Source organism: Streptomyces sp. M92 (genome assembly GCF_028473745.1).
Lineage (GTDB): Bacteria > Actinomycetota > Actinomycetes > Streptomycetales > Streptomycetaceae > Streptomyces.
Map to the genome: position 1 here is coordinate 4,749,648 of NZ_CP101137.1, position 20,265 is coordinate 4,769,912.

Annotated in this window: 19 protein-coding genes and 1 tRNA gene; 7 read left to right on the forward strand and 13 right to left on the reverse strand. The window is 74.1% G+C overall.

Annotation, left to right across the window (positions count from 1 at the left end; all coding sequences use genetic code 11):
- Positions 1-80: 80 nt before the first annotated feature.
- The 6 genes from M6G08_RS21280 to M6G08_RS21305 form a co-directional block, all read right to left on the reverse strand.
- The gene (locus tag M6G08_RS21280; protein WP_272588749.1) at positions 81-1,283 is read right to left on the reverse strand and encodes an amidohydrolase family protein; all 1,203 of its coding nucleotides are present in this window, start codon (positions 1,281-1,283) and stop codon (positions 81-83) included.
- A gap of 1 nt (position 1,284) precedes the next feature.
- A complete protein-coding gene (locus tag M6G08_RS21285) occupies positions 1,285-2,685 on the reverse strand; it encodes a type I glutamate--ammonia ligase (RefSeq protein WP_272588750.1) in 1,401 nt (466 codons plus the stop codon).
- A 101-nt stretch (positions 2,686-2,786) separates the two neighbouring features.
- On the reverse strand, positions 2,787-3,647 hold the full coding sequence (locus M6G08_RS21290; protein WP_272588751.1) for a hypothetical protein: 861 nt from the start codon (positions 3,645-3,647) through the stop codon (positions 2,787-2,789).
- 101 nt (positions 3,648-3,748) lie between these two features.
- On the reverse strand, positions 3,749-4,399 hold the full coding sequence (locus M6G08_RS21295) for an HhH-GDP family DNA glycosylase (RefSeq protein WP_272588752.1): 651 nt from the start codon (positions 4,397-4,399) through the stop codon (positions 3,749-3,751).
- Between the two features lie 2 nt (positions 4,400-4,401).
- Complete coding sequence (locus M6G08_RS21300; protein ID WP_272588753.1) at positions 4,402-4,734, reverse strand: DUF3140 domain-containing protein; 333 nt, start codon at positions 4,732-4,734, stop codon at positions 4,402-4,404.
- Positions 4,735-4,855: 121 nt separating this feature from the next.
- Entirely contained in the window at positions 4,856-5,665 is an 810-nt protein-coding gene (locus tag M6G08_RS21305) for an alpha/beta hydrolase (protein ID WP_272588754.1), read from the reverse strand.
- A 144-nt stretch (positions 5,666-5,809) separates the two neighbouring features.
- Between M6G08_RS21305 and M6G08_RS21310 the strand changes: the two genes are divergently transcribed.
- From M6G08_RS21310 to M6G08_RS21325, 4 genes are all read left to right on the forward strand, one after another.
- Positions 5,810-6,997, forward strand: coding sequence for a thiolase family protein (locus M6G08_RS21310; RefSeq protein ID WP_272588755.1), 1,188 nt, complete (start codon positions 5,810-5,812; stop codon positions 6,995-6,997).
- Between the two features lie 61 nt (positions 6,998-7,058).
- Positions 7,059-8,570: a long-chain-fatty-acid--CoA ligase gene (locus tag M6G08_RS21315; RefSeq protein WP_272588756.1), complete on the forward strand. Its 1,512-nt coding sequence runs from the start codon at positions 7,059-7,061 to the stop codon at positions 8,568-8,570.
- 73 nt (positions 8,571-8,643) lie between these two features.
- Complete coding sequence (locus tag M6G08_RS21320; protein ID WP_272588757.1) at positions 8,644-9,465, forward strand: sulfite exporter TauE/SafE family protein; 822 nt, start codon at positions 8,644-8,646, stop codon at positions 9,463-9,465.
- Positions 9,466-9,510: 45 nt separating this feature from the next.
- Positions 9,511-10,296: a cobalt-precorrin-6A reductase gene (locus tag M6G08_RS21325; protein WP_272588758.1), complete on the forward strand. Its 786-nt coding sequence runs from the start codon at positions 9,511-9,513 to the stop codon at positions 10,294-10,296.
- 41 nt (positions 10,297-10,337) lie between these two features.
- Here the strand turns inward: M6G08_RS21325 and M6G08_RS21330 are convergent, their stop codons facing one another.
- The 3 genes from M6G08_RS21330 to M6G08_RS21340 form a co-directional block, all read right to left on the reverse strand.
- The gene (locus tag M6G08_RS21330; protein WP_272588759.1) at positions 10,338-12,410 is read right to left on the reverse strand and encodes an MDR family MFS transporter; all 2,073 of its coding nucleotides are present in this window, start codon (positions 12,408-12,410) and stop codon (positions 10,338-10,340) included.
- 87 nt (positions 12,411-12,497) lie between these two features.
- Positions 12,498-13,271 (reverse strand): precorrin-6A synthase (deacetylating), encoded by a 774-nt coding sequence (cobF, locus tag M6G08_RS21335; RefSeq protein ID WP_272588760.1) that lies wholly within the window; start codon positions 13,269-13,271, stop codon positions 12,498-12,500.
- Positions 13,272-13,343: 72 nt separating this feature from the next.
- A complete protein-coding gene (locus M6G08_RS21340) occupies positions 13,344-13,898 on the reverse strand; it encodes a DUF309 domain-containing protein (protein ID WP_272588761.1) in 555 nt (184 codons plus the stop codon).
- A 99-nt stretch (positions 13,899-13,997) separates the two neighbouring features.
- Between M6G08_RS21340 and M6G08_RS21345 the strand changes: the two genes are divergently transcribed.
- Positions 13,998-14,071 (forward strand) — tRNA-Pro (locus M6G08_RS21345).
- Positions 14,072-14,155: 84 nt separating this feature from the next.
- Here the strand turns inward: M6G08_RS21345 and M6G08_RS21350 are convergent.
- The gene (locus tag M6G08_RS21350) at positions 14,156-14,572 is read right to left on the reverse strand and encodes an ankyrin repeat domain-containing protein (RefSeq protein WP_272588762.1); all 417 of its coding nucleotides are present in this window, start codon (positions 14,570-14,572) and stop codon (positions 14,156-14,158) included.
- Between the two features lie 675 nt (positions 14,573-15,247).
- Between M6G08_RS21350 and M6G08_RS21355 the strand changes: the two genes are divergently transcribed.
- Together M6G08_RS21355 and M6G08_RS21360 are read left to right on the forward strand one after the other, a co-directional pair.
- Positions 15,248-15,988: an NUDIX domain-containing protein gene (locus M6G08_RS21355; protein ID WP_272588763.1), complete on the forward strand. Its 741-nt coding sequence runs from the start codon at positions 15,248-15,250 to the stop codon at positions 15,986-15,988.
- Between the two features lie 15 nt (positions 15,989-16,003).
- On the forward strand, positions 16,004-16,639 hold the full coding sequence (locus M6G08_RS21360) for a class I SAM-dependent methyltransferase (protein WP_272588764.1): 636 nt from the start codon (positions 16,004-16,006) through the stop codon (positions 16,637-16,639).
- On the opposite strand, the gene M6G08_RS21365 is transcribed toward M6G08_RS21360, so the two are convergent.
- Genes M6G08_RS21365 through iolB form a run of 3 tightly spaced genes read right to left on the reverse strand, consistent with a single transcriptional unit; the run spans position 16,629 to position 20,229 of the window.
- Entirely contained in the window at positions 16,629-17,414 is a 786-nt protein-coding gene (locus M6G08_RS21365) for a GntR family transcriptional regulator (protein ID WP_272588765.1), read from the reverse strand. The two genes, M6G08_RS21360 and M6G08_RS21365, sit on opposite strands and share 11 nt — an antisense overlap.
- Positions 17,415-17,446: 32 nt before the next feature.
- On the reverse strand, positions 17,447-19,321 hold the full coding sequence (gene iolD, locus M6G08_RS21370) for a 3D-(3,5/4)-trihydroxycyclohexane-1,2-dione acylhydrolase (decyclizing) (protein WP_272588766.1): 1,875 nt from the start codon (positions 19,319-19,321) through the stop codon (positions 17,447-17,449).
- Positions 19,318-20,229 (reverse strand): 5-deoxy-glucuronate isomerase, encoded by a 912-nt coding sequence (gene iolB, locus M6G08_RS21375; RefSeq protein WP_272588767.1) that lies wholly within the window; start codon positions 20,227-20,229, stop codon positions 19,318-19,320. The genes iolD and iolB overlap by 4 nt, the downstream gene beginning before the upstream one ends.
- Between the last annotated feature and the right edge of the window lie 36 nt (positions 20,230-20,265).

Sequence of the window (20,265 nt, forward strand, 5' to 3'; positions counted from 1 at the left end):
GTCAGACATCGCTTGATCATACTTTCAGCCGTTCCTGCTTCCCGGGCGGCGCTCCGGGACTGTGATGGGCGCCACGCCGCTCAGCCGTCGTCCGGGGCCTCGTCGCCCGGAGCCTTTCCGCCCGGAGCCTCGTCGTCCGGTGCTTCTTCGCGCGGGCCGCCCGGCAGCCCGTAGACCCGGCGCGCGTTGTCGCGCCCCGCCCAGCGGGCGATGCGCAGCGCGTCCGGCAGGGCCATCTCGTCGGCGGCCACCCGCTCCCCGAGCAGCCTGCCCAGCCCTCGCCGGAAGGCCAGCGCCCCCAGGTGGTGGAATTCGGCCACCCCGTAGGCGTCGGAGCTGTACAGCAGCTTGCGGAACGGTGTGATCTCCAGCGCCTCCGCGAGGATCGCGCCCGCCCGGGCGGGACCGACGTGGTGCAGGGTGAGGCCCACGTCGACGTGGACCCGTTCGAAGACCGCCGACAGATAGGCCGCCTGGCGCTGGTAGGGCCAGCAGTGCAGCAGCAGGACCGGGATCGTGCCGGCGGTCAGGTGCAGCCAGTCGGTCAGGTGGGTGGGGTCCACGCGGTGCATGCGGATGTCGCTGTCGCCGAACCCGGTGTGCAGTTGCAGAGGGCGCCCGAGGTCGACCGCGGTCCACAGCAGGTGCCGTACGAGCACCGGGTCGTCGAGCCGGCCGCCGCGGGCCAGCCAGTGCCGGGCGGCCTCGGTGACCTCCGCCGGCGAGGGACACGCCGGGTCCAGGTCGAAGCCGGTGCGGTAGGCCGCCACCGACTTGACACCCACCACGCCCGGCCGCCGTACCGCCTCCCAGGCCGCCGCCCGGAACGCCGCCGCGTACGCGTCCGGTTCGACGCCCCGGGCCGCCACCGCCTCCGCGACGCACTCCAGCCGCACCACCTCGTACGCCACCGCGCCCGCGGCACCGGCCAGTTCCTCCGGTGTCGTCACCGGGTCCGGGGCGAACCCGGTGTCCAAGCAGAACACCCCGGTGCCCGCCGCGCGCAGGAACCGCCGGTTGACCTCCTCGGCGCCCAGTTCGGCCCGCCGGGCCAGGTACACGTCGGCGGGCGCGTGGCGCGGCAGGTCCAGCAGGGGAGCGCAGTGGCGGCGGACGGCCAGGCCGACGGGGCTGTCGAAGGGGGAGACGCCGGGCCACGCCTCGCCCTCGGTGAGCAGGGACTCGAAGCCCGCCCGGTCCAGGTCGTGGGTGACCGCGCCGTGGCAGTGGTGGTCGACCAGTTCCAGCACGGCGAGCCGCTCCTCCACGGGGCCGGCCGCCACGTCAGTACATCCAGCGGTAGGCCGCCGCCACCCGGTCGTCGTCGAGCCCGTCGACCGCGTCGATCTCCCCCCGTCGCACCGCGATCACGGCGTCGGCCAGGACGGGCCCCAGCGCGGCCCGGAGCACACCGTCCGCGCGGAACGCCCCGACCGACTCCGCCAGGGACACCGGCAGCCGGCGCACCCCCCGGGCCGCGGCGTCGGCGGCGTCGAGCCGGGCCGGGTCGCCCCTGGTCTCCTCGGGCAGCGGCGTGGACGACGCGAGCCCGTCCAGCCCGGCGGCGATCACCGAGGCGAGCGCGAGGTAGGGGTTGGCGGCCAGGTCGACCGGTTTGACCTCCAGGTTCGCCGCCCGGTCACGCACGCCGGTGGTGCCGGTGACGACCCGCAGGGCGGCCTCGCGGGTCTCCCGGCCCCAGGCGGTGAACACCCCCGCCCACTGCGAGGGACGCAGCCGCAGGTGACTGGCCGGGCTCGGCGCGGTCATCGCGGTCAGCGCCGGGAGATGGTCCAGCACCCCGGCCACGAAGGACTCGGCCTCGGCCGTCATCCCGTACCGGCCCGGACCGCCCGCGTGCAGGTTCCGCCCGTCGCGCCAGGCGGAGAGGTGGAGGTGCCCGCCGTTGCCGCCGCCCTGGCCGAGGACCGCCGGGGCGAAGGAGACCCGCAGCCCGTGCCGCCGGGACACGGCCCGGATCGTCTGCCGCACCAGCACGCTGCGGTCGGCCGCCGCCACCGGGTCGAGGGCACCGACCGAGACCTCGAACTGCCCCGCCGCGTACTCGGGATGCAGCTGCTCCACGTCCACGCCCTGCGCCGCGAGCGCCGCCAGCAGGTCGGCGGCGCAGTCGCTCAGCTCGACCTGCCGGACGGCGCCGTACGCCGGTCCGGACACCGCCGGGACGAAGTCGTCACCGGGTGTGTCACCCCGGCCCACGGCCCACTCGATCTCGACGGCGGCCTTGAACGAGAGCCCGTACGACCGGGCGGCCTCGGCGACGATCCGGCGCAGCACGGTGCGTCCGCAGGCCGGGTGCGGCTCGCCCTCCTGTGTGATCCGGTCGACCGGCGCCCACGCCCAGCCGGGCTGCGCGGACAGTACGGTCAGCCGGTCGAGGTCGGGGTGGAGGCGCAGGTCGCCGTCGGGGGAGCCGAGGACGTCCGTGGTGACGATCGCGTCGTTCGCCAGGAACGTGTCGAACACCGGGGACATGCCGACGCCCCAGGCCGCGGCCGCGGCGAGCTTCGCGGTGGGCACGGTCTTCACCCGGCCGATGCCCGCCGTGTCGACGTACGCCAGCACCACCCCGTGCACGTCCTGCCCGGTCAGCTCCGCGCTCAGCGCGGTGGCCCGCTCGACCTCACCCGGACGCCCGCCGGGAACGGGGCCGCCATCGATCACGTCTCGGCTCCTTCGCGCGTGCGCCGTCCGCCGCGCACCATTGTGCCGTCCGGTGATCACCCTGTCCGGGTTTCGCCGCAGATGCCGTAAGTGCTCGCGGGTCAGTCCAGGTCGGTGGGTTGCGGGGACGGCGTCCCGCCGTCCAGGACGGTCTTCAGCCGCTCGGTGCCCTGGCGCGCGCCCTGCTCGACGTAGGAGAGCTCGCCGCCGTCCAGGCCGCCGCCCGTGACGGTGAGGGCGGAACCGCCGACGCGTACGGCGGCGATGTCGAGGGTGAGCGTGGCCGGGTTGCCGGCGGCGGGACCCCGCACGGTCACGTGCAGCCCCTCGCGTGCGTCGCCCAGGTCGGGCACCGAGGCCTCGGTCACCTGGACGGTGCGCTTCTCACCCGTCTCGCCGGTCGCCGTGAACTGGTCGCAGTCGACCGGCAGGGAGTCCATCCACTTCAGGGCGTCGTCCAGGGCCGCCCGGTCGTACGCGGCGACCTGCTCCAGCAGCCGGGAGTCGCCCTGTTCGAAGCCGGTGAGCGCCGAAGCGCCCGACGGCTTGCCCAGCAGGTCCTGGCTGTAGAGGCGGTCGAGTAGCCGCTGGCACTCGGCGGCGTCGGTCCTGGCGGTGAGGAAGTCGGAGACGTCGACCTCGCCGACGAGCAGGGTCTCGCGCCACTTCTCGGCGTCGGCGACCTGGTTCCAGTCGCCCTCCAGATCGGCCTCGGTGAGCAGCGCCGCCTTGGCACCGGACTCCGTGAGGGTGGAGGGGGAGGCGCTGGGGGAGGGGTTGCGGGAGTTGGTCGGGGGCTGCTTCGCCACGTCCTCCTCGGCGGCGCGGGCCTGCTCGGCGGCGGTGTCCGCGGCCGCCGTCGAACCACCGCCGCCGTCCGAGCAGGCCGCGGTGGTGAGCAGTGCGCCCACCGCGAGGGCGGAGGCCACGAGACGGAGAGGGGGGACGGGACGACGGCTCATCGCGGGTGCCTCCTGGGACGTTGCACGGTGTCCTCAGGGCATCACCGCCCCCGTCGTGCCACCAGCGCACGCGGGTGTTCGGGTGACCCGGCGCCGGCCGGTCAGCCGACGCGGTCGAGGGTGTCCTCGGCGACGTCCTTGTCCACCGAGGCCCGCACCAGCGCCGCCGCGAGGACCGCGGGTTCCGTCTCGCCGGCCAGGTCCAGCAGCCGGTCGGGGTCCTTCGGCAGCCCCAGGCGCTCCGCGCCCTGAAGGGCCTTGCGGTCCAGGTAGGGCGCCGCCTCGGGCCAGACCCGCTGGGCCTCGCGCAGGAAGATGTCCGCGCCGGTCGGTCCCACCCCGGGGAACTCCTGGAGCAGCCGTCGCGCCTCGCGGACCTCGCCGTCCGCCTCCTCCCGCAGTCGGCGCAGGTCCCCGCCCCACCGCTCGGTCAGCAGTTCCGCGGCCTCGCCGAGCTGCGTGGCGGTGCGCTCGTCGTAACGCCGGTAGCCGCCCCGGCCGAGCGCGTCCACCCGTTCCTGCCAGTCGGCGCCGGCCATGCGGCGGGGGTCGCTCAGCCCGGCTTCCTGGAGGGCGCGGGCGGTGGCCACGGCGACCGAGCCGCGGATGCGGGCGCTGAGCAGGTGGGCGAGGACCAGCAGCCGGTACAGCGGCTGCGGGGTGTCCTTCAGCGAGATTCCCGCCTCCTCCGCGTACGTCTGCCCGTGCGCGTCGACCAGTTCCCGTACGACGCGTTCCTGGTCCCGGCCCACGGCTACGGCTTCAGGGGGTCGTGCCCGACCGTCATGAGGCGGTGCCTGAGGCGGCTGTCGTCGGCCTGCGGCTCGTTCTCCAGGTCGGTCTGCGACGTCACGGTGTCCACCACCTTGCGCATCGCGCGCAGATCGTCCTCGGTCAGGTCCGTGCGCCGTTTCTGCAGGATCGCCAGCACGTGCTGCCCGAGCGGCGGCCCGGCGTCGTCCGGCAGCGGCTCGGTCAGCTCGCCGGAGTCACGCACCCGGAGCCAGTCCGCGAGCTCCGCGGAGGTCATGTTCACCACGCGGTGGAAGTCTTCCCACAGCGCGTCGAGTTCGAGGGCGTCGGCCATGAGGTGCCCCTCCGTCGGTCGTGGTGCCTGCGTACGCGGCGCGGGTGCCCATCGGGCAACGGGGCAAACGCCCCGGTGGGCAGCTTGCGGCGCCCCCCGGCCCCCTCGGCCGCCCGGCCGCTCAGCGGGCGAGCACGCCGTCCAGGAAGCGCGTGACGTCCGCGAAGACCTCGGCCCGGTTCGTCTCGTTGAACAGCTCGTGCCGGGCGCCGGGGTAGATCCGCTCGGTGAGGCCGCCGCCGCCGAGCGCCTCGACGCCGGGACGGCTGCCGGGCAGCGGCACCAGCCGGTCGTCGTCGCCGTGCACCCACAGCACGGGCAGCGGGCCGACGTCCCCGCCCTTGGCCACGGTGTCCAGGGTCCGTAGGAACGCCTCGGCCGTCGGCCGCTTCATCGGCCCGTGCCAGACCAGCGGGTCCGCCGCGTACGCCGCGCCGACCGCCGGGTCCCGGGAGAGGGCGGACGGGCTGATCGGCTTGTCGGGGATCTCGTCCAGGGCGAGCAGGGTGCGCGGCAGCTCCCAGTCGCCGATGACCGGCCCGGACAGCACCAGCGCGGTCAGCTCGCCGGGGTGGCGCTGGGCGTAGCGGGAGGCGATCAGGCCGCCCATCGAGTGCCCGACCATGACCACCGGCAGCTCCGGGTGGTCGGCCCGGGCCCGTTCCGCCAGGGTGCGCACGTCGGTGACCACGTCCTCGAAGTCCTCGATCAGCACCCGTTCCCCGTCCGAGCGACCGTGGCCGAGGTGGTCGACGCCGTACACGGCCGCCCCGTGCCGCGTCAGTACGCCGGCCACTTCCCCGTAGCGGCCGGTGTGCTCGCCGTAGCCGTGGACCAGCAGGGCCACGTACGCGGGTCGTCCGGCGGGCCACTCTCGGGCGGTGAGCCGTCCCCGCGTTCCGGCCAGGTCGTGCTCGCGGACCTCGGTCATGTCTCCTCCGGCTGCGTCGGTGACGGTCACGGGGGATCTTCCCAGGGAGGCGTCCGGCGGTCTATAGTCCAAAACTAGCAGTGCTAATTAAGTCGTACCTGTCGGTCCGCCTCGCGGCGGCCCAGCGACGGTCAGGAGTCCCCCGTGCGTCCCGTCCACTTCGCGGCCGCCCGCCGCACCCCGATCGGCAAGCTCCGCGGCGCCCTGTCCACCGTGCGCCCCGACGACCTCGCCGCCGCCGTGATCCGGGGCCTGGTCGCCGACGTCCCAGCCCTCGACCCCGCCCGCGTCGACGACGTCTACTGGGGCGCCGCCAACCAGGCCGGCGAGGACAACCGCAACGTCGCCCGCATGGCCGCCCTGCTCGCCGGGCTGCCCGACTCCGTCCCCGGCGCCACGGTGAACCGCCTGTGCGCATCCGGCCTCGAAGCGGTCACCACCGCGGCCCGCACCGTCGCCGCGGGCGAGGCCGACATCGTGCTCGCCGGCGGCTCGGAGTCGATGAGCCGCGCCCCCTTCGTACTGCCCCGCCCCGACGAGGCCCTGCCGCACCGTGTCGAGACCGCCGACACCCGGCTCGGCTGGCGCCTGGTCAACCCGGCGATGAAGGACCTGCACGGTCTGCTGGCCATGGGCGAGACCGCCGAGGAGGTCGCCGAGCGGTACGGCGTCGGGCGCGAGCGGCAGGACGACTTCGCCCTGCGCAGCCACCGCCTGGCCGCCGAGGCCCGGAAGAACGGCCACTTCGACGACGAGATCCTGCCCGTCGAGCGCCCCGACGGCGTCGTCGTGGACACCGACGAGTGCGTTCGCGAGGACACCTCCCTGGAGAAGCTGGGCCGCCTCAAGCCGGTCTTCCGCCCCGGCGGCACGGTCACCGCGGGCAACGCCTCCCCGATGAACGACGGCGCCGCGGGCCTCCTCCTGGTCAGCGAGGAGGTCTTGAACGAACTGGGCCTGGAGTCGCTGGGCCGGTACGTCGCCGGCGGCTCCGCCGGTGTGCACCCGGACGTCATGGGCATCGGTCCGGTCCCCGCCACCCGCAGGGTCCTGGCCCGCGCCGGCTGGAGCGTCGACGACCTCGAGACGGCCGAGTTCAACGAGGCGTTCGCCGCGCAGGCCCTCGCCTGCGTCGACCAGCTCGGCGTCGACCCCGGCCTGGTCAACCCCACCGGCGGCGCCATCGCGCTGGGTCACCCGCTCGGCTGCTCCGGCGCCCGCATCCTCACCACCCTGCTCCACCGCATGCGCCGCACCGGCGCGGGCCGCGGGCTCGCCACGATGTGCGTCGGCGTGGGACAGGGCAGCGCGCTGCTGGTCGAGCGGCACTAGCCGTCCTCCCGCCGCCACCCACCCCTCCGCAGAGCCGCAGCAAGGAACGGAGCAACATCCCATGGCAACCCTCTCCGTCGCCGCCATCCTCGCCGAGAACGCCCGGCGCCGCCCGGACAAGGAGGCACTGGTCGAGGGCGGCCTGCGGCTGACCTTCGCCGAGGTGTGGCGGCGGGCCCGGGCCCAGGCCGGCGCCCTCACCGGCCTGGGCGTGCGGCCGGGGGACCGGGTCGCCCTGATGGCGCCGAACACGGCCGAGTTCCCGCAGGCGTACTACGCGATCGCCGCGGCCGGCGGCGTGGTCGTACCGGTCCACCTGCTGCTGTCGCCGCCAGAGGTCGAGCACGTGCTGCGCGACAGCGGCGCGACCCTGCTGCTGTGCCACCCGGCCCAGGCCGAGACCGGAGCCGCCGCCGCGCGGGAGACGGGCGTACGCATGATCACCCTCGGCGACGAACTGGGCGGACTCGCCGCCGACGCCGAGCCGCTGCCCTCCTACGTCACCCGCGACGCCGACGACCCGGCCGTCGTCTTCTACACCAGCGGCACCACGGGCGTCCCCAAGGGCGCCGTGCTCAGCCACTTCAACCTGGTGATGAACGCGACCGTCAACGCCTTCGACGCCAACGACATCCGGCCCGACGACATCGCGCTCGGCGCCCTGCCGCTGTTCCACGCCTTCGGCCAGACCGTCTCCCTCAACTCCACCTGGCGCGCGGGAGCCACCCTCGTCCTGCTGCCCCGCTTCGACGCGGCACGTGCGATCGAGCTGATGGTGGCGGAGAAGGTCAACACCTTCCACGGCGTGCCGACCATGTTCGTCGCCCTCGCCGCCGCCGCGGCCGACGCGGAGGACCTGCCCGGCCTGCGCGTGTGCGTCTCCGGCGGCGCCTCGCTGCCCGTCGCCGTGCTGGAGCGGTTCGAGGAGGCGTTCGGCGCCGAGATCTACGAGGGGTACGGACTGTCGGAGACCTCCCCGGCGGCGGCCGTGAACCAGCCGGTGTTCGGTGCCAGGCCCGGCACGATCGGCCACCCGCTGTGGGGCGTGGACGTGGAGATCGCCCGCGCGGAGGCCGAGGACGGCGTCGAGCTGCTGCCGCCGGGGGAGCTGGGTGAGGTCGTCGTACGCGGCCACAACGTCTTCTCCGGCTACCTCGGCCGTCCCGAGGCCACCGCCGAGGCGCTGGTCGACGGCTGGTTCCGCACCGGGGACCTCGGCACCAAGGACGACGAGGGCTTCCTGCGGATCGTCGACCGGAAGAAGGACGTCGTCATCCGCGGCGGCTACAACGTCTATCCGCGCGAGGTCGAGGAGGTGCTGGTGCGCCACCCCGGCATCGCGCAGGTCGCCGTCATCGGTCTCCCGGACGAGCTGCACGGCGAGGAGGTGTGCGCCGTCGTCGTCCCCGCCGACGGCGCGGCACCGCAGGCCGCAGAGGTCGTCGAGTGGTCCAAGCACCGCCTCGGCAAGTACAAGTACCCGCGCCGCGTGGAGTTCGCGTCGGAGCTGCCGCTGGGGCCCAGCATGAAGGTGCTGAAGCGGGAACTGCGGGCGCGGTACGCGCCCCGCTGACGGCCCGTTAAGGTCCGTACGACGAGACGGTGCTTACGGTGCCGGTGGGGTGCGCATAGCATCGGTGCCCGCAATGGACACCATGACGCTCTGGCACCTCACCGGCTGGGAATTCGCCGCCCTCGCCTTCGCCGCCCTCCTCGTCGGCTTCTCCAAGACCGCCGTGAGCGGCGCCAACACGGTCAGCCTCGCCATCTTCGCGGCGGTCCTGCCGGCCCGCGCCTCCACCGGCGTCCTGCTGCCGGTGCTCATCGCCGGCGACGTCCTCGCCGTCCTCACCTACCGGCGTCACGCGCACTGGCCCACGCTGTGGCGGCTGTTCCCGGCGGTGGGGGCCGGCGTGGTCGTGGGCACCGTGTTCCTGGTGTGGGCCGACGACGCGCTCGTCAGGACGTCGATCGGCGTGATCCTGCTGGTGATGGCCGGGGTGACGGTGTGGCGCCGGCGGCAGGCCGACGCGGAAGGGCGGGGCGGGCGGGACGGGAAGGTCCGGCGGGACGGCGGCGGGGCCGGGCAGCCCGAGGCGAGCGGCTCGCGGGCCGGGCGCGTCAAGGCCCGTTCGTACGGCGTCCTGGGCGGTTTCACCACCATGGTCGCCAACGCGGGCGGCCCGGTGATGTCGATGTATCTCCTTTCGGCGGGCTTCCGCAAGCTGGGTTTCCTGGGCACGTCGGCTTTCTTCTTCCTAATCGTCAACGTGTCCAAGCTGCCCTTCAGCGCGGGACTGGGCCTGATCGACGGCCGCTCGCTGTTCCTCGACGCCGCGCTCGTCGTGTTCGTGGTGCCCGGCGCGTTCATCGGCAAATGGGCTGTGAGCCGCATCAACCAGCGGCTGTTCGAGCGCCTGGTCATCGCGGCGACGGTGGTGGGCGGGGTCCAGCTGCTGCTGCCCTGAGGGGCCCGCGGTCCCGGCCCGGTCGAGGGGCCGTACTCTCGGCCCATGTCCCGTCGTCCGACCCCGCACGTGCTGATCCTCGGCGGCACCACCGAGGCCCGCCGCCTGGCCGCCGACCTGGCGGCACGGCCGGGCCTCCGCGTCACCACCTCCCTCGCCGGACGGGTGACCCGCCCGGGCGCCCTCGCCGGGGAGGTGCGGACCGGGGGCTTCGGCGGACCCGAGGGACTGGCCGACTGGCTGCGGGAGCGGCGGGTGGACGCCCTCGTCGACGCCACCCATCCCTTCGCCGAGCGCATGACGTCGAACGCCGCACAGGCCGCGGCGGTCACCGGCACCCCCGCCGTCTTCCTGCGCCGCCCGGGCTGGCGGGCGGGCCCCGGCGACGACTGGCACCCGGTCGCTTCCCTCACCGGGGCCGCCGGCCTGCTGCCGCACCTCGGCGACCGCGTCTTCCTCACCACCGGCCGGCTGGGCCTCGCCGCCTTCGCGCACCTGTCCGCGCTCCACTTCCTCGTCCGCTCGGTGGAGCCCCCCGAGCCGCCCCGGCCGCCGGACATCCGCGTCCTGACCGCCCGCGGCCCCTTCACGGTGGCCGACGAGACGGCCCTCCTGCGCGAGCACCGCATCGACGTGCTGGTCACCAAGGACAGCGGGGGAGCGGCGACCGCGGCCAAGCTGACGGCGGCCCGGGACCTCGCCCTGCCGGTGGTCGTCGTCCGCAGGCCCCCGCTGCCGGACGGCGTGTGGGCGGAGCCCGACGTCCGGGCGGTGCTGGAGCGGCTGGGCCGGTTGGGCCGGCTGGAAGGGCTGGGCCTCACCGGGCCGTGACCCGGCCGGCGTCCCCGTCCCCTTCAGCGGGCCCGTCCCCTTCAGCGGGCCGCGGCAGGCTGCCGCACCCGCTCCGGCAGGCCGCTGCTCAGGTCCTCGACCAGCAGACGCTTGGCGATGGAGTCGACCGCGGCCCGCAGGTCCGCGTCGGTGGGCCGGCCGACGTCCTGCTCCAGCCGGTCCTCCAGCCAAGCGGCCCAGGCCCGGCCGATGACCAGGGCCTCGCGGGCGCCCGCCTCGGTGTGCGAGAGCAGGGAGCCGTGACGGGTCAGGAAACCCTCCTCCACCATCCGGTCGAAGACCGGCAGCAGCACCTCGGGCGGCACCCGGCGGCGGGCGGCGATCAGCCCGAGGCTGGCGTGCCCGACCAGCCGTGTGAACAGCTCGACCTGCATCACGGCCCATGCCCCGGCGACATCGAGCCGGGTGTCGCTGTCCGCGATGATCCGCCGGGCGGTGTCCAGCTCGGTACTGCCGATGATCTTGCCGACGGAGGCCTCCAGCGCCCGCCTGCTGTCGGCGTCGTGCGGCGAGGCGAAACCCTCGCCCATGTCGGTGGAGCCCAGCCGGGCGCTGTCGCGCAACTGCACCTGCTTGAGGAAAAGCGCGACGACCAGGCCGAGCGCCGCCACCGGCACCGTCCACAGGAACACGGTCTGGATGGTGTCCGCGTACGCACCCACGATCGGCGCCGACGCCTCGGGCGGCAGCCGGTGCACGCCCTCGGGGCTGGTCGCCGCCCTGCCGATCACGGCCGGATCGGCGGCGCCGGTGCCCGCGGCGGCCGCGACGCCGTCGCGCAGGTTGGGGGTGAGGGCGTTGGCGTAGATCGTGCCGAAGACAGCCGTGCCGAAAGAACTGCCCAGCGTGCGGAAGAAGGTGACGCCGGAGGTCGCGGTGCCGAGGTCGGCGTAGTCGACGGTGTTCTGCACGGCGATGGTCAGCACCTGCATGGACAGGCCGATGCCCGTGCCCAGCACGAACATGTACAGCGACTCCAGCCACGCGCCCGTGGACGGTTCCATCAGGGACATCAGGTACAGGCCGACGCCCATCACCAGCGTGCCCACGATGGGGAACAGCCGGTACCGCCCGGTCCTGCTGACCACGCTGCCGCTGAAGACCGAGGCGATCAGCAGCCCGGCCACCATCGGCAGCGTCCGCACGCCCGAGACGGTGGCCGAGTCGCCGTCGACGTACTGCAGATAGGTCGGCAGATACGTCAGCGCGCCGAGCATTGCGAAGCCGACGATGAAGCTCAGGACGGAGCAGACCGTGAACACCGGGTTGGAGAACAGCCGCATCGGCAGCATCGGCTCGGCCGCGCGGGTCTCCGCCCAGCAGAACAGGCCCAGCGCGATCAGCCCGCCCGCGAACAGACCGACGATGACCGCCGAACCCCACGCGTACTCGTTGCCGCCCCAGCTGGTCGCCAGGATCAGCGCGCTCGCGCCCACCGCCACCAGGGCGATGCCCAGGTAGTCGATGACGGGCCGGGTGGCCGACTTCACCACCGGGATGGTGCGCGCGGCGGCGATGACGACGACGATCGCGATGGGCACGTTGACATAGAACGCCCAGCGCCAGGACAGGTGATCGGTGAACAGCCCGCCCAGCAGCGGCCCGATGACCGTCGCCACCCCGAACACCGCGCCGATGGCGCCCTGGTACTTGCCGCGCTCCCGCAGCGGGATGACGTCCGCGATCAGCGCCATCGACGTGACCATCAGACCGCCCGCGCCGACGCCCTGCATAGCCCGCCAGATGATCAGCAGCGGCATGCTCGTGGCCAGTCCGCACAGGAACGAACCCGTGATGAAGACGACCGCCGAGACCTGGAAGACCACCTTGCGGCCGAACATGTCGCCGAACTTGCCGACCAGCACCGTCGCCACGGTCTCCGCGAGCAGGTACGAGGTCACCACCCACGACATGTGCTCGCCGCCGCCGAGGTCCGACACGATCGTGGGCAGCGCGGTGCCGACGATCGTCTGGTCCAGGGCCGCGAGCAGCATGCCCAGCATGATCGTGACGAAGACGACGTTGCGGCGGCGCTTGTCCAGCACGGGCGGCTGGGCGGCCGCGGTCCGGTGTGCTTCCTCGGCGACTGTCACACGGTCACGATCACACCGGTGCACGGGGCACGCATGCGGGGGCGGTCCGCCCGGGTACGGCCGACGGCCGGGCCGCGCCCCGCCCGGTCAGCCGTCGCCGGGGTTGCGCCGCAGCAGGTACGTGTCCATGATCCAGCCCTTGCGCTCCCGGGCCTCGGCGCGCAGCCGCTCGATGCGGGGCGCGGCCTCCGCGATCGGGCCGGAGGCGAGGATCTCGTCCGGGGTGCCTATGTAGGCGCCCCAGTAGATGTGGATGTCCTGGTCCGCGTACTGCCGGAAGACCTGGTGGGCGTCGAGCATCACCACGACGTCGTCCACCCCCTCCGGGAAGCCCTCCGCGAGCCGCCGCCCGGTGGTGATCTGCACCGGCCGCGCCACCCGGTTCAGCCCGGTGCGGTGCCGGGCGACGAGCGAGGAGACGCTGCTGACGCCCGGCACGACGTCGTACTCGAACGCCACCGTGCCGCGCTCCAGGATCTCCTCCAGGATGCCCAGCGTGCTGTCGTACAGCGCGGGGTCGCCCCACACCAGGAAGGCCCCGCTCTCGTCCTCGCCCAGCTCCTCGGCGATCATCCGCTCGTAGATGCCGGCGCGGGCGCTGCGCCAGTCGCCGACGGCGGGGGAGTAGTCCGCGCCGCCGGCGCGCCGGTCCCGCTCGGGGTCGCGCGCCTCGACGATCCGGTACGTCCCCTCGGGGACGTGCGTCTCCAGCATGTCCCGGCGCAGCCGCACCAGGTCGGCCTTCACCTCGCCCTTGTCCAGGACGAAGAACACGTCCGTGCCGCGCAGTGCCCCGACCGCCTGCAGGGTGAGCTGGTCGGGGTCGCCCGCGCCGATACCGATCACATGAATTGTCCGCACGCCAAGAGTCTGCCGCACGCCACTGACACCGCCCCCGCCGGGCCGCCCCTCGGCCGCACCGCCGTGGCTCCCTCAGCCCCGCAGCCGCGGCGCCCGCGCCTCCGCGTCCACGGACGCACCGCCCTCCACCTCGCCCGCCAGCGCGCGGGCCCACGCGGCGATCCCGCCCAGGTCCATCCCGTACGGCCGCTCCCGCCCGGCCCCCGACCCCGCCCAGTCCGTCACGGCCCCGGCGCCGCGCCGCAGCAGCCTGGCGCCGCCCGTCACATTGCCGCGCGCCGCGTGGGTGAGCCCGACGGCCAGCTGGGCCATCCCCCGCCACAGCTCCCGCTCCTCCCCGGGCCCCGACTTCCAGGCGTCCTCGAAGACCTCGTGCGCGTGGAACGGCTTCCCCTCGTCCAGCAGCCGCTGCGCCTCGGCCACCGTCTCCTGCGGTTCCCGCACGACCCCCTCCGGCTGGCGGGGGACACCGTCGGTGCCGTACGGCAACGGGCGGCCGAGCCCGTCCCGGGGCCTGGCGTTGCGCGCCCGCCCCTCGTCGTCGCGGTCCCGCGCGTCCGCCGGCCGGCCGGAGGCCGCACGGTCCGTCGTCGCGCTGTCCATGGGGGTGTCGGCAGGGCTGTCCATGGGCCCGATTGTCCCTCGCCGGCGCTGTTTGGGCGTGACTCGGCGGGTGAGGTAGAGTGCTGTCCGCATGATCGCGCGGTGCACCGCGCGTGAGCACACCGGGACGTGGCGCAGCTTGGTAGCGCACTTGACTGGGGGTCAAGGGGTCGCAGGTTCAAATCCTGTCGTCCCGACGGTGACGTGACGAAGGGGCCTTCGCGGGCCGACAGCCCGCGAAGGCCCCTTCGTCGTGTCCTGTGCTGTGCCGCCGCCTACGCCTACGCCCGCGCCCCCGCGGCGACCAGGAGGTCCGCGGTCTCGCCGTGCGAGCCGTGCCTCGCCCAGTCCAGCGGGGTCCGGCCCGTGCCGTGGTCCTCCCGGAGGTCCGGGTCCGCGCCGCCTTCCAGGAGGACGCGGACGGCCTCGGTGTGTCCCCAGCAGGCGGCCCCGCACAGCGGTGTGCCCTCCGAGCCGGTCCCGCTCTCCGTGTCGGGCGAGGCCCCGGCGGCCAGCAGCACGCGGACCATGTCGGCGGCCCCGTTCACGGACGCCTGGTACAGCGGCGTGGTGCCGGCGGAGTCGGCCGTCTCCGCGGGCGCCCCCGAGCGCAGCAGCGCGCGCACCTGGGCGGGGTCGCCGACCAGTACGGCCGTGACGAGCCGCTCCGACAGCTTCTTCCTCCGTCGTCTGTTCACGGGCGTCGAGCATAGCCGCCGGCCGCGCCGCCGCCCGCACGTTCGGACCCTGGCCAGGCCTGGTACCACTCCGCGGCGAACGGGTGGAGGTGCTGCTCGGCCCACCCCGAGGTCCGGCGCAGACCGTCCGCCAGGCCGGGCCGCAGGTGTTGAAGGGGCGCACCGCCGTCACCGGCGGTCCGAAGGCGTGCCTGCGGGACATCGCCGTCGGACCGCTGCTCAAGGGGATGGCTCTGGTGGAGGTGTGCGCCAGGCGGCGCGCCCGGTGGCGCCCGCCCGCTTCGGTGACGTTCTCGATGCCGCCGACGTTCGTCTGCACGCGGCCTCCCACGGCGTCCCTCACCCGGCCCGCGCCGCGGAGGACGCCCTCGATGACGGAGAGGGTCTCCTGGGCCCGCCGGTGGACGCGGGCGCCCCGCGCGGTCGTGCGGATCAGGCGGCCGCGGGTCGAGGCGGGGTAGGGGCCTGCGAACTCGGTCTGCCGCAGCGCCCGTTCGTACCCGGGCCGCACGAGTTCGCCACCGTGTCCGAGAGGTACGACGTGACCCCTCCTGCCCGGCCACCAGTGCCCGCACGGGATCACAGTGAGAGCCCCGCACACCCGTGCCCGCCACGCCACGTGATAGAAGCGGACATGACCACTTCGCCCCACCCCGTACCCCTGGACGGCCGCCCGTGACCGCCGGCATCGACACCCCGGACCGCCGCGGCCGCACCGGACTCGACCGGGCCGGCCAGGACCTGACCGGCAACCCCCGGGTCAAGATCACGGACGTACGGCTGCTCTCCAGCCACTGGTACGTCGAACGCACCACGACCTTCGACTTCCAGCGCGCCGACGGCACCTGGAGCACCCAGGAACGCGAGACCCACGACCGCGGCAACGGCGCCACCGTGCTGCTCTACGACACCGAACGCGGAACCGTCCTCCTCACCCGCCAGTTCCGTCTCCCCGTCTACGTCAACGGCCACCCCGACGGCATGCTGATCGAGACCCCCGGCGGGCTCCTCGACGACGAGGACGAGCACCCCGAGGTCGCCGTACGCCGCGAGGTCGTGGAGGAGACCGGGCACACCGTCGGCGAGGTCCGGCACGTCTTCGACGTCTACATGAGCCCCGGCTCGGTCACCGAGCGCGTCAGCTTCTACGCCGCCGCCTACGGCCCCGCCACCCGCACCCACGAGGGCGGCGGTCTCGACGAGGAGGGCGAGGACATCGAAACCCTCGAACTGCCCTTCCGCCGGGCCCTGGAGATGATCCGATCCGGCGAGATCGCCGACGCGAAGACCATCATGCTGCTCCAGTGGGCGGCACTGGACGGCCCGTTCGCCGGCCTCGGCCGGGACACCGGGGACACCGGGGACACCGGGGACGGCGGGGACGGGAAAAGCGATGGCCCGCCCCGTCTGCGGTGACTACCGTCACCCGGTGTGGACACCACGGACCCGAAGGACATCGTGCGGCGCGGCTACGACGCCCTGGCGGCGCGCTACGACGAGGCGTTCGGAGGTGACACCAAGTACCGGCCCTGGCTCGACGAACTCCGCCGGCTGCTCCCGGCCGGCGGCACCGTCCTCGACCTCGGCTGCGGCAACGGTGTGCCGGTCGCCCGCACCCTGACCGACGCCGGGCACCCGGTCACCGGCGTCGACATCAGCGAGGTGCAGATCCGCAGGGCGCGCGAGCGGGTGCCCGGCGCCGAGTTCCACCGCGCCGACGTCGCGGACGTCTCCTTCGAGCCCGGCTCCTTCGACGCGGTCGTCTCCTTCTACACCCTCATCCACCTCCCACTGGCCGAACAGCCGCCGCTGCTGCGCCGGGTCGCCCGCTGGCTGCGCCCGGGCGGCCGGTTCGTCGCCACCACCGGGCACGGCGCCTGGACCGGCACCGACGAGGACTGGCTCGGCGGTGGCGCCCCGATGTGGTGGAGCCACACCGACGCCGCCGGCTACCGGGAGTGGATCACCCGGGCCGGACTGACCGTCGAGCGCGAGGAGTACGCGCCGGAGGGTGACGGCGGGACCGGGCACGCCCTCTTCTGGGCGCGCAGGCCCGTCAGCCCCTGACCAGGAGCTGGAAGTCGAAGGCGTACCGGGACGCCCGGTAGACGTGCGTCCCGTACTCGACCGGTCGGCCGGTGTCGTCGTACGCCGTGCGCCGCATGGTCAGCAGGGCGGCGCCCTCCTTCTCGTCGAGGCACGCGGCCTCCTCGCGGTCGGCGGTGCGGGCGCCGACGGTCTGGCGGGCGCTGTGCAGGGTGATGCCACCCGCGCGCATCATCCGGTACAGGCCCGTCGACTCCAGCCTGGCACCGTCCAGTTCCAGCAGCCCCGTCGGCAGGTAGTTGCACAGCAGCGCCACGGGCTGGCCATGGGTGAGGCGCAGCCGTTCCAGGACGGTGACCTCGCCGCCCTCCGCGATGCCGAGGGCCGCCGCCACGTCTGCGGGGGCCGGGACGGTCTCGTTGCGCACCACGTGCGTGGTGGGTCCCTGCCCGGCCGCCTCCAGGTCGTCGTAGAGACTGCTCAGCTCCAGCGGGCGCTTGACCTGACTGTGCACCACCTGCGTGCCCACCCCGCGCCGCCGGACCAGCAGCCCCTTGTCGACCAGGGACTGGATGGCCTGGCGGACGGTGGGCCGGGACAGGCCGAGGCGGACGGAGAGGTCGACCTCGTTGCCCAGGAGGTTGCCCGGGGCGAGGACGCCGTGTTCTATCGCCGCCTCCAGCTGCTGGGCGAGCTGGTAGTACAGCGGCACCGGACTGCTCCGGTCCAGGGCGAAGTCCAGAGTGCTGAGCGCGGGGGCGGTCACGGCACGTACCCGGTCGCCGGTTCTCGCCATGGACGTACCTCCCTTGCGTCGGTGACGGGCTCTCAGAGGTGGCGGCGGCGGTCGGCGACCGCGCGTTCGTACTGCGCGCGGGCGTCGGTTGCGGCCTCGCGGGCGGACACCTCGGCCACCGGCACGTCCCACCAGGCCTCGGCGGCGGGAGCGGTCGGCGTGGGATCGGTCTCGACGTAGACGCACGTCGGCCGGTCCGACGCGCGGGCCGTCCGCAGGGCCTCGCGCAGCTCCCGTACGGTCTTGGCGCGCAGCACCTCCATACCGAGGCTGGCCGCGTTGGCGGCGAGGTCGACGGGCAGTGGAGCGCCGGTGAAGGAGCCGTCGGCCACCCGGTGGCGGTACGCCGTGCCGAAGCGCTCGGCGCCCACCGACTCGGACAGACCGCCGATCGAGGCGTAGCCGTGGTTCTGCACGAGGACCATCTTCACCGGCAGGTTCTCCTGCACGGCGGTGACGATCTCCGTCGGGTTCATCAGGTACGTGCCGTCCCCCACCAGGGCCCACACGGGTGTGCCCGGCGCCGCCTGCTGGACGCCGAGCGCGGCCGGGATCTCGTAGCCCATGCAGGAGTAGCCGTACTCCAGGTGGTACTGGCGCGGGGAGCGGGCCCGCCACAGCTTGTGCAGGTCGCCCGGGAGCGAACCGGCCGCGTTGATCACCACGTCCTCGTCGCCGACGACCGCGTCCAGCGCGCCCAGCACCTGCGTCTGGGTGGGGACGGCGCTGTCGTCGTCGGCGTGGTAGGCGGCCCGTACGACCCCCTCCCAGCGGGACTTGCCCGCGCGGTACTCGGACTCGTACGCCGCGTCCACGCGGTGGCCGGACAGTCCCTCCGCCAGCGCGGTGAGCCCGGTCCGGGCGTCGCAGACCAGGGTGCGGGCGGCGAGCTTGTGGGCGTCGAAGGCGGTGATGTTGAGGTTGAGGAAGCGGACGCCGGGGTGCTGGAAGAGGGTGCCGGAGGCGGTGGTGAAGTCCGAGTAGCGGGTGCCGACGCCGATCACCAGGTCGGCGGTGCGGGCGAGGTCGTCGGCGACGGTGGTGCCGGTGTGGCCGATGCCGCCGAGGTCCGCCGGGTGGTCGTGGCGCAGGGCGCCCTTGCCGGCCTGGGTGGAGGCGACCGGGATGCCGGTGGCGTCCGCCAGCGCCCGCAGCGCCTCCTCGGCCTCGCTGTGGTGGACGCCGCCGCCCGCGACGATCAGCGGGCGTTCGGCGGCGCGGACCGCGCGGACCGCCTCGGCCAGTTCCACCGGGTCGGGCGCCGGACGCCGCACCCGCCAGACGCGGTCGGCGAAGAACTCCTCGGGCCAGTCGTACGCCTCCGCCTGCACGTCCTGGGGGAGCGCGAGGGTGACGGCGCCGGTCTCGGCCGGGTCGGTGAGCACCCGTACCGCCTGGAGCGCGGAGGCGACGAGGGCCTCGGGGCGGGTGATCCGGTCGAAGTAGCGGGAGACGGGGCGCAGGGTGTCGTTGACCGACACGTCGGCCTCGACCGGGTGCTCCAGCTGCTGGAGCAGCGGGTCGGCGGCGTGCGAGGCGAAGTAGTCGCCGGGGAGCAGGAGGACCGGGAGGCGGTTGATCGTGGCGAGGGCGGCGCCGGTGACCAGGTTGGTGGCGCCGGGGCCGATGGACGTCGTCACCGCCTGCGCGGACAGGCGGTTGAGGTGCCGGGCGTGGCCCACGGCCGCGTGCACCATGGCCTGTTCGCTGCGGCCCTGGTGGTACGGCATGACGTCGGCGTACTCGACGAGGGCCTGGCCGATCCCGGCCACGTTGCCGTGGCCGAAGACGCCCCAGGTGCCCGCGATCAGGCGGCGCCGTACGCCGTCGCGTTCGGTGTGCTGGGCGGCCAGAAAGCGCACCAGGGCCTGGGCGGCGGTCAGTCGGCGGGTGGCGGCGGCGCTCATGCGGACCTCTCCGGTGCGGTGTAGAGGGGGAGTCGGGGGTCGACGGGCTGGTCCGGCCAGGTGTCGCGGATCCAGGCGTGGTCGGGGTGGTCGCGGATCAGCCAGGCGCGTTCGGCCTCCGGGCCGGCCATGACGTTGAGGTAGTACATGTGGTGCCCGGGGACCGCCATCGACGGTCCGTGCCAGCCGTCGGGGATCAGTACGACGTCTCCGTCGCGCACCTCCGCCAGAACGTCCGTGCCCTGCCCGTGCCCGGAGGGGGAGACGCGCTGGTAGCCGAAGCCGGGGGTGCCGTCGTGGGCCGCGAACTCGAAGTAGTAGATCTCCTCCAGCACGGACTCCTCGCCGGGACGGTGCTCGTCGTGCTTGTGCGGCGGGAAGGACGACCAGTTGCCGCCGGGGGTGATGACCTCGACCGCGATCAGCTTGTCGCACTCGAACGCCCCCGCCGCGCCGAAGTTGTTGACCTGCCGCGAGCAGTTCCCGGTGCCCCGCAGCTCCACCGGCACCGACGACGCCGGCCCGTAGCGGGCGGGCAGGCGGCGGGCGCAGCGGGCGCCGGTGAGGGCGAACCGGCCCCCGGCGGCGGTCGTCACGGTCGTACGGGCGTCGCGGGGTACGTACGCGAAGTCACTGACGCCGCTGAACACATCCGCGCGGCCGGCGAGTTCGAAGGTGTCCCGGCCGAAGTCGTCGGCCGTGGCGACCGTGCACGCGCCGCTGAGCGGCAGGACGATCCACTCGCTGTCCCCGCTGTCGAAGGTGTGGCTGCCGCCGGGGGGCAGGTCGAGCACGCGCAGGGCGGCGTGGCCCCAGCCGGCCTTCTCGGGCGTCACGTCGACGGTCGGCACACCGTACGCCGCCTTGCCCGCCGGGAGGTGGTTGCCCGCCGGGAGGTGGTACGTCATCTCCTCTTCCCCTCTCGTCGTCTCTCGTCGTCTCTC

Coding starts and splice junctions, on each gene's coding strand:
- iolB (WP_272588767.1), bottom strand. CDS start 20,229: ATGACGTACCACCTCCCGGCGGGCAACCACCTCCCGGCGGGCAAGGCG.
- M6G08_RS21365 (WP_272588765.1), bottom strand. CDS start 17,414: ATGGCGAGAACCGGCGACCGGGTACGTGCCGTGACCGCCCCCGCGCTC.
- M6G08_RS21315 (WP_272588756.1), top strand. CDS start 7,059: ATGGCAACCCTCTCCGTCGCCGCCATCCTCGCCGAGAACGCCCGGCGC.
- M6G08_RS21320 (WP_272588757.1), top strand. CDS start 8,644: ATGGACACCATGACGCTCTGGCACCTCACCGGCTGGGAATTCGCCGCC.
- iolD (WP_272588766.1), bottom strand. CDS start 19,321: ATGAGCGCCGCCGCCACCCGCCGACTGACCGCCGCCCAGGCCCTGGTG.
- M6G08_RS21340 (WP_272588761.1), bottom strand. CDS start 13,898: ATGGACAGCCCTGCCGACACCCCCATGGACAGCGCGACGACGGACCGT.
- M6G08_RS21305 (WP_272588754.1), bottom strand. CDS start 5,665: ATGACCGAGGTCCGCGAGCACGACCTGGCCGGAACGCGGGGACGGCTC.
- M6G08_RS21290 (WP_272588751.1), bottom strand. CDS start 3,647: ATGAGCCGTCGTCCCGTCCCCCCTCTCCGTCTCGTGGCCTCCGCCCTC.
- M6G08_RS21300 (WP_272588753.1), bottom strand. CDS start 4,734: ATGGCCGACGCCCTCGAACTCGACGCGCTGTGGGAAGACTTCCACCGC.
- M6G08_RS21325 (WP_272588758.1), top strand. CDS start 9,511: ATGTCCCGTCGTCCGACCCCGCACGTGCTGATCCTCGGCGGCACCACC.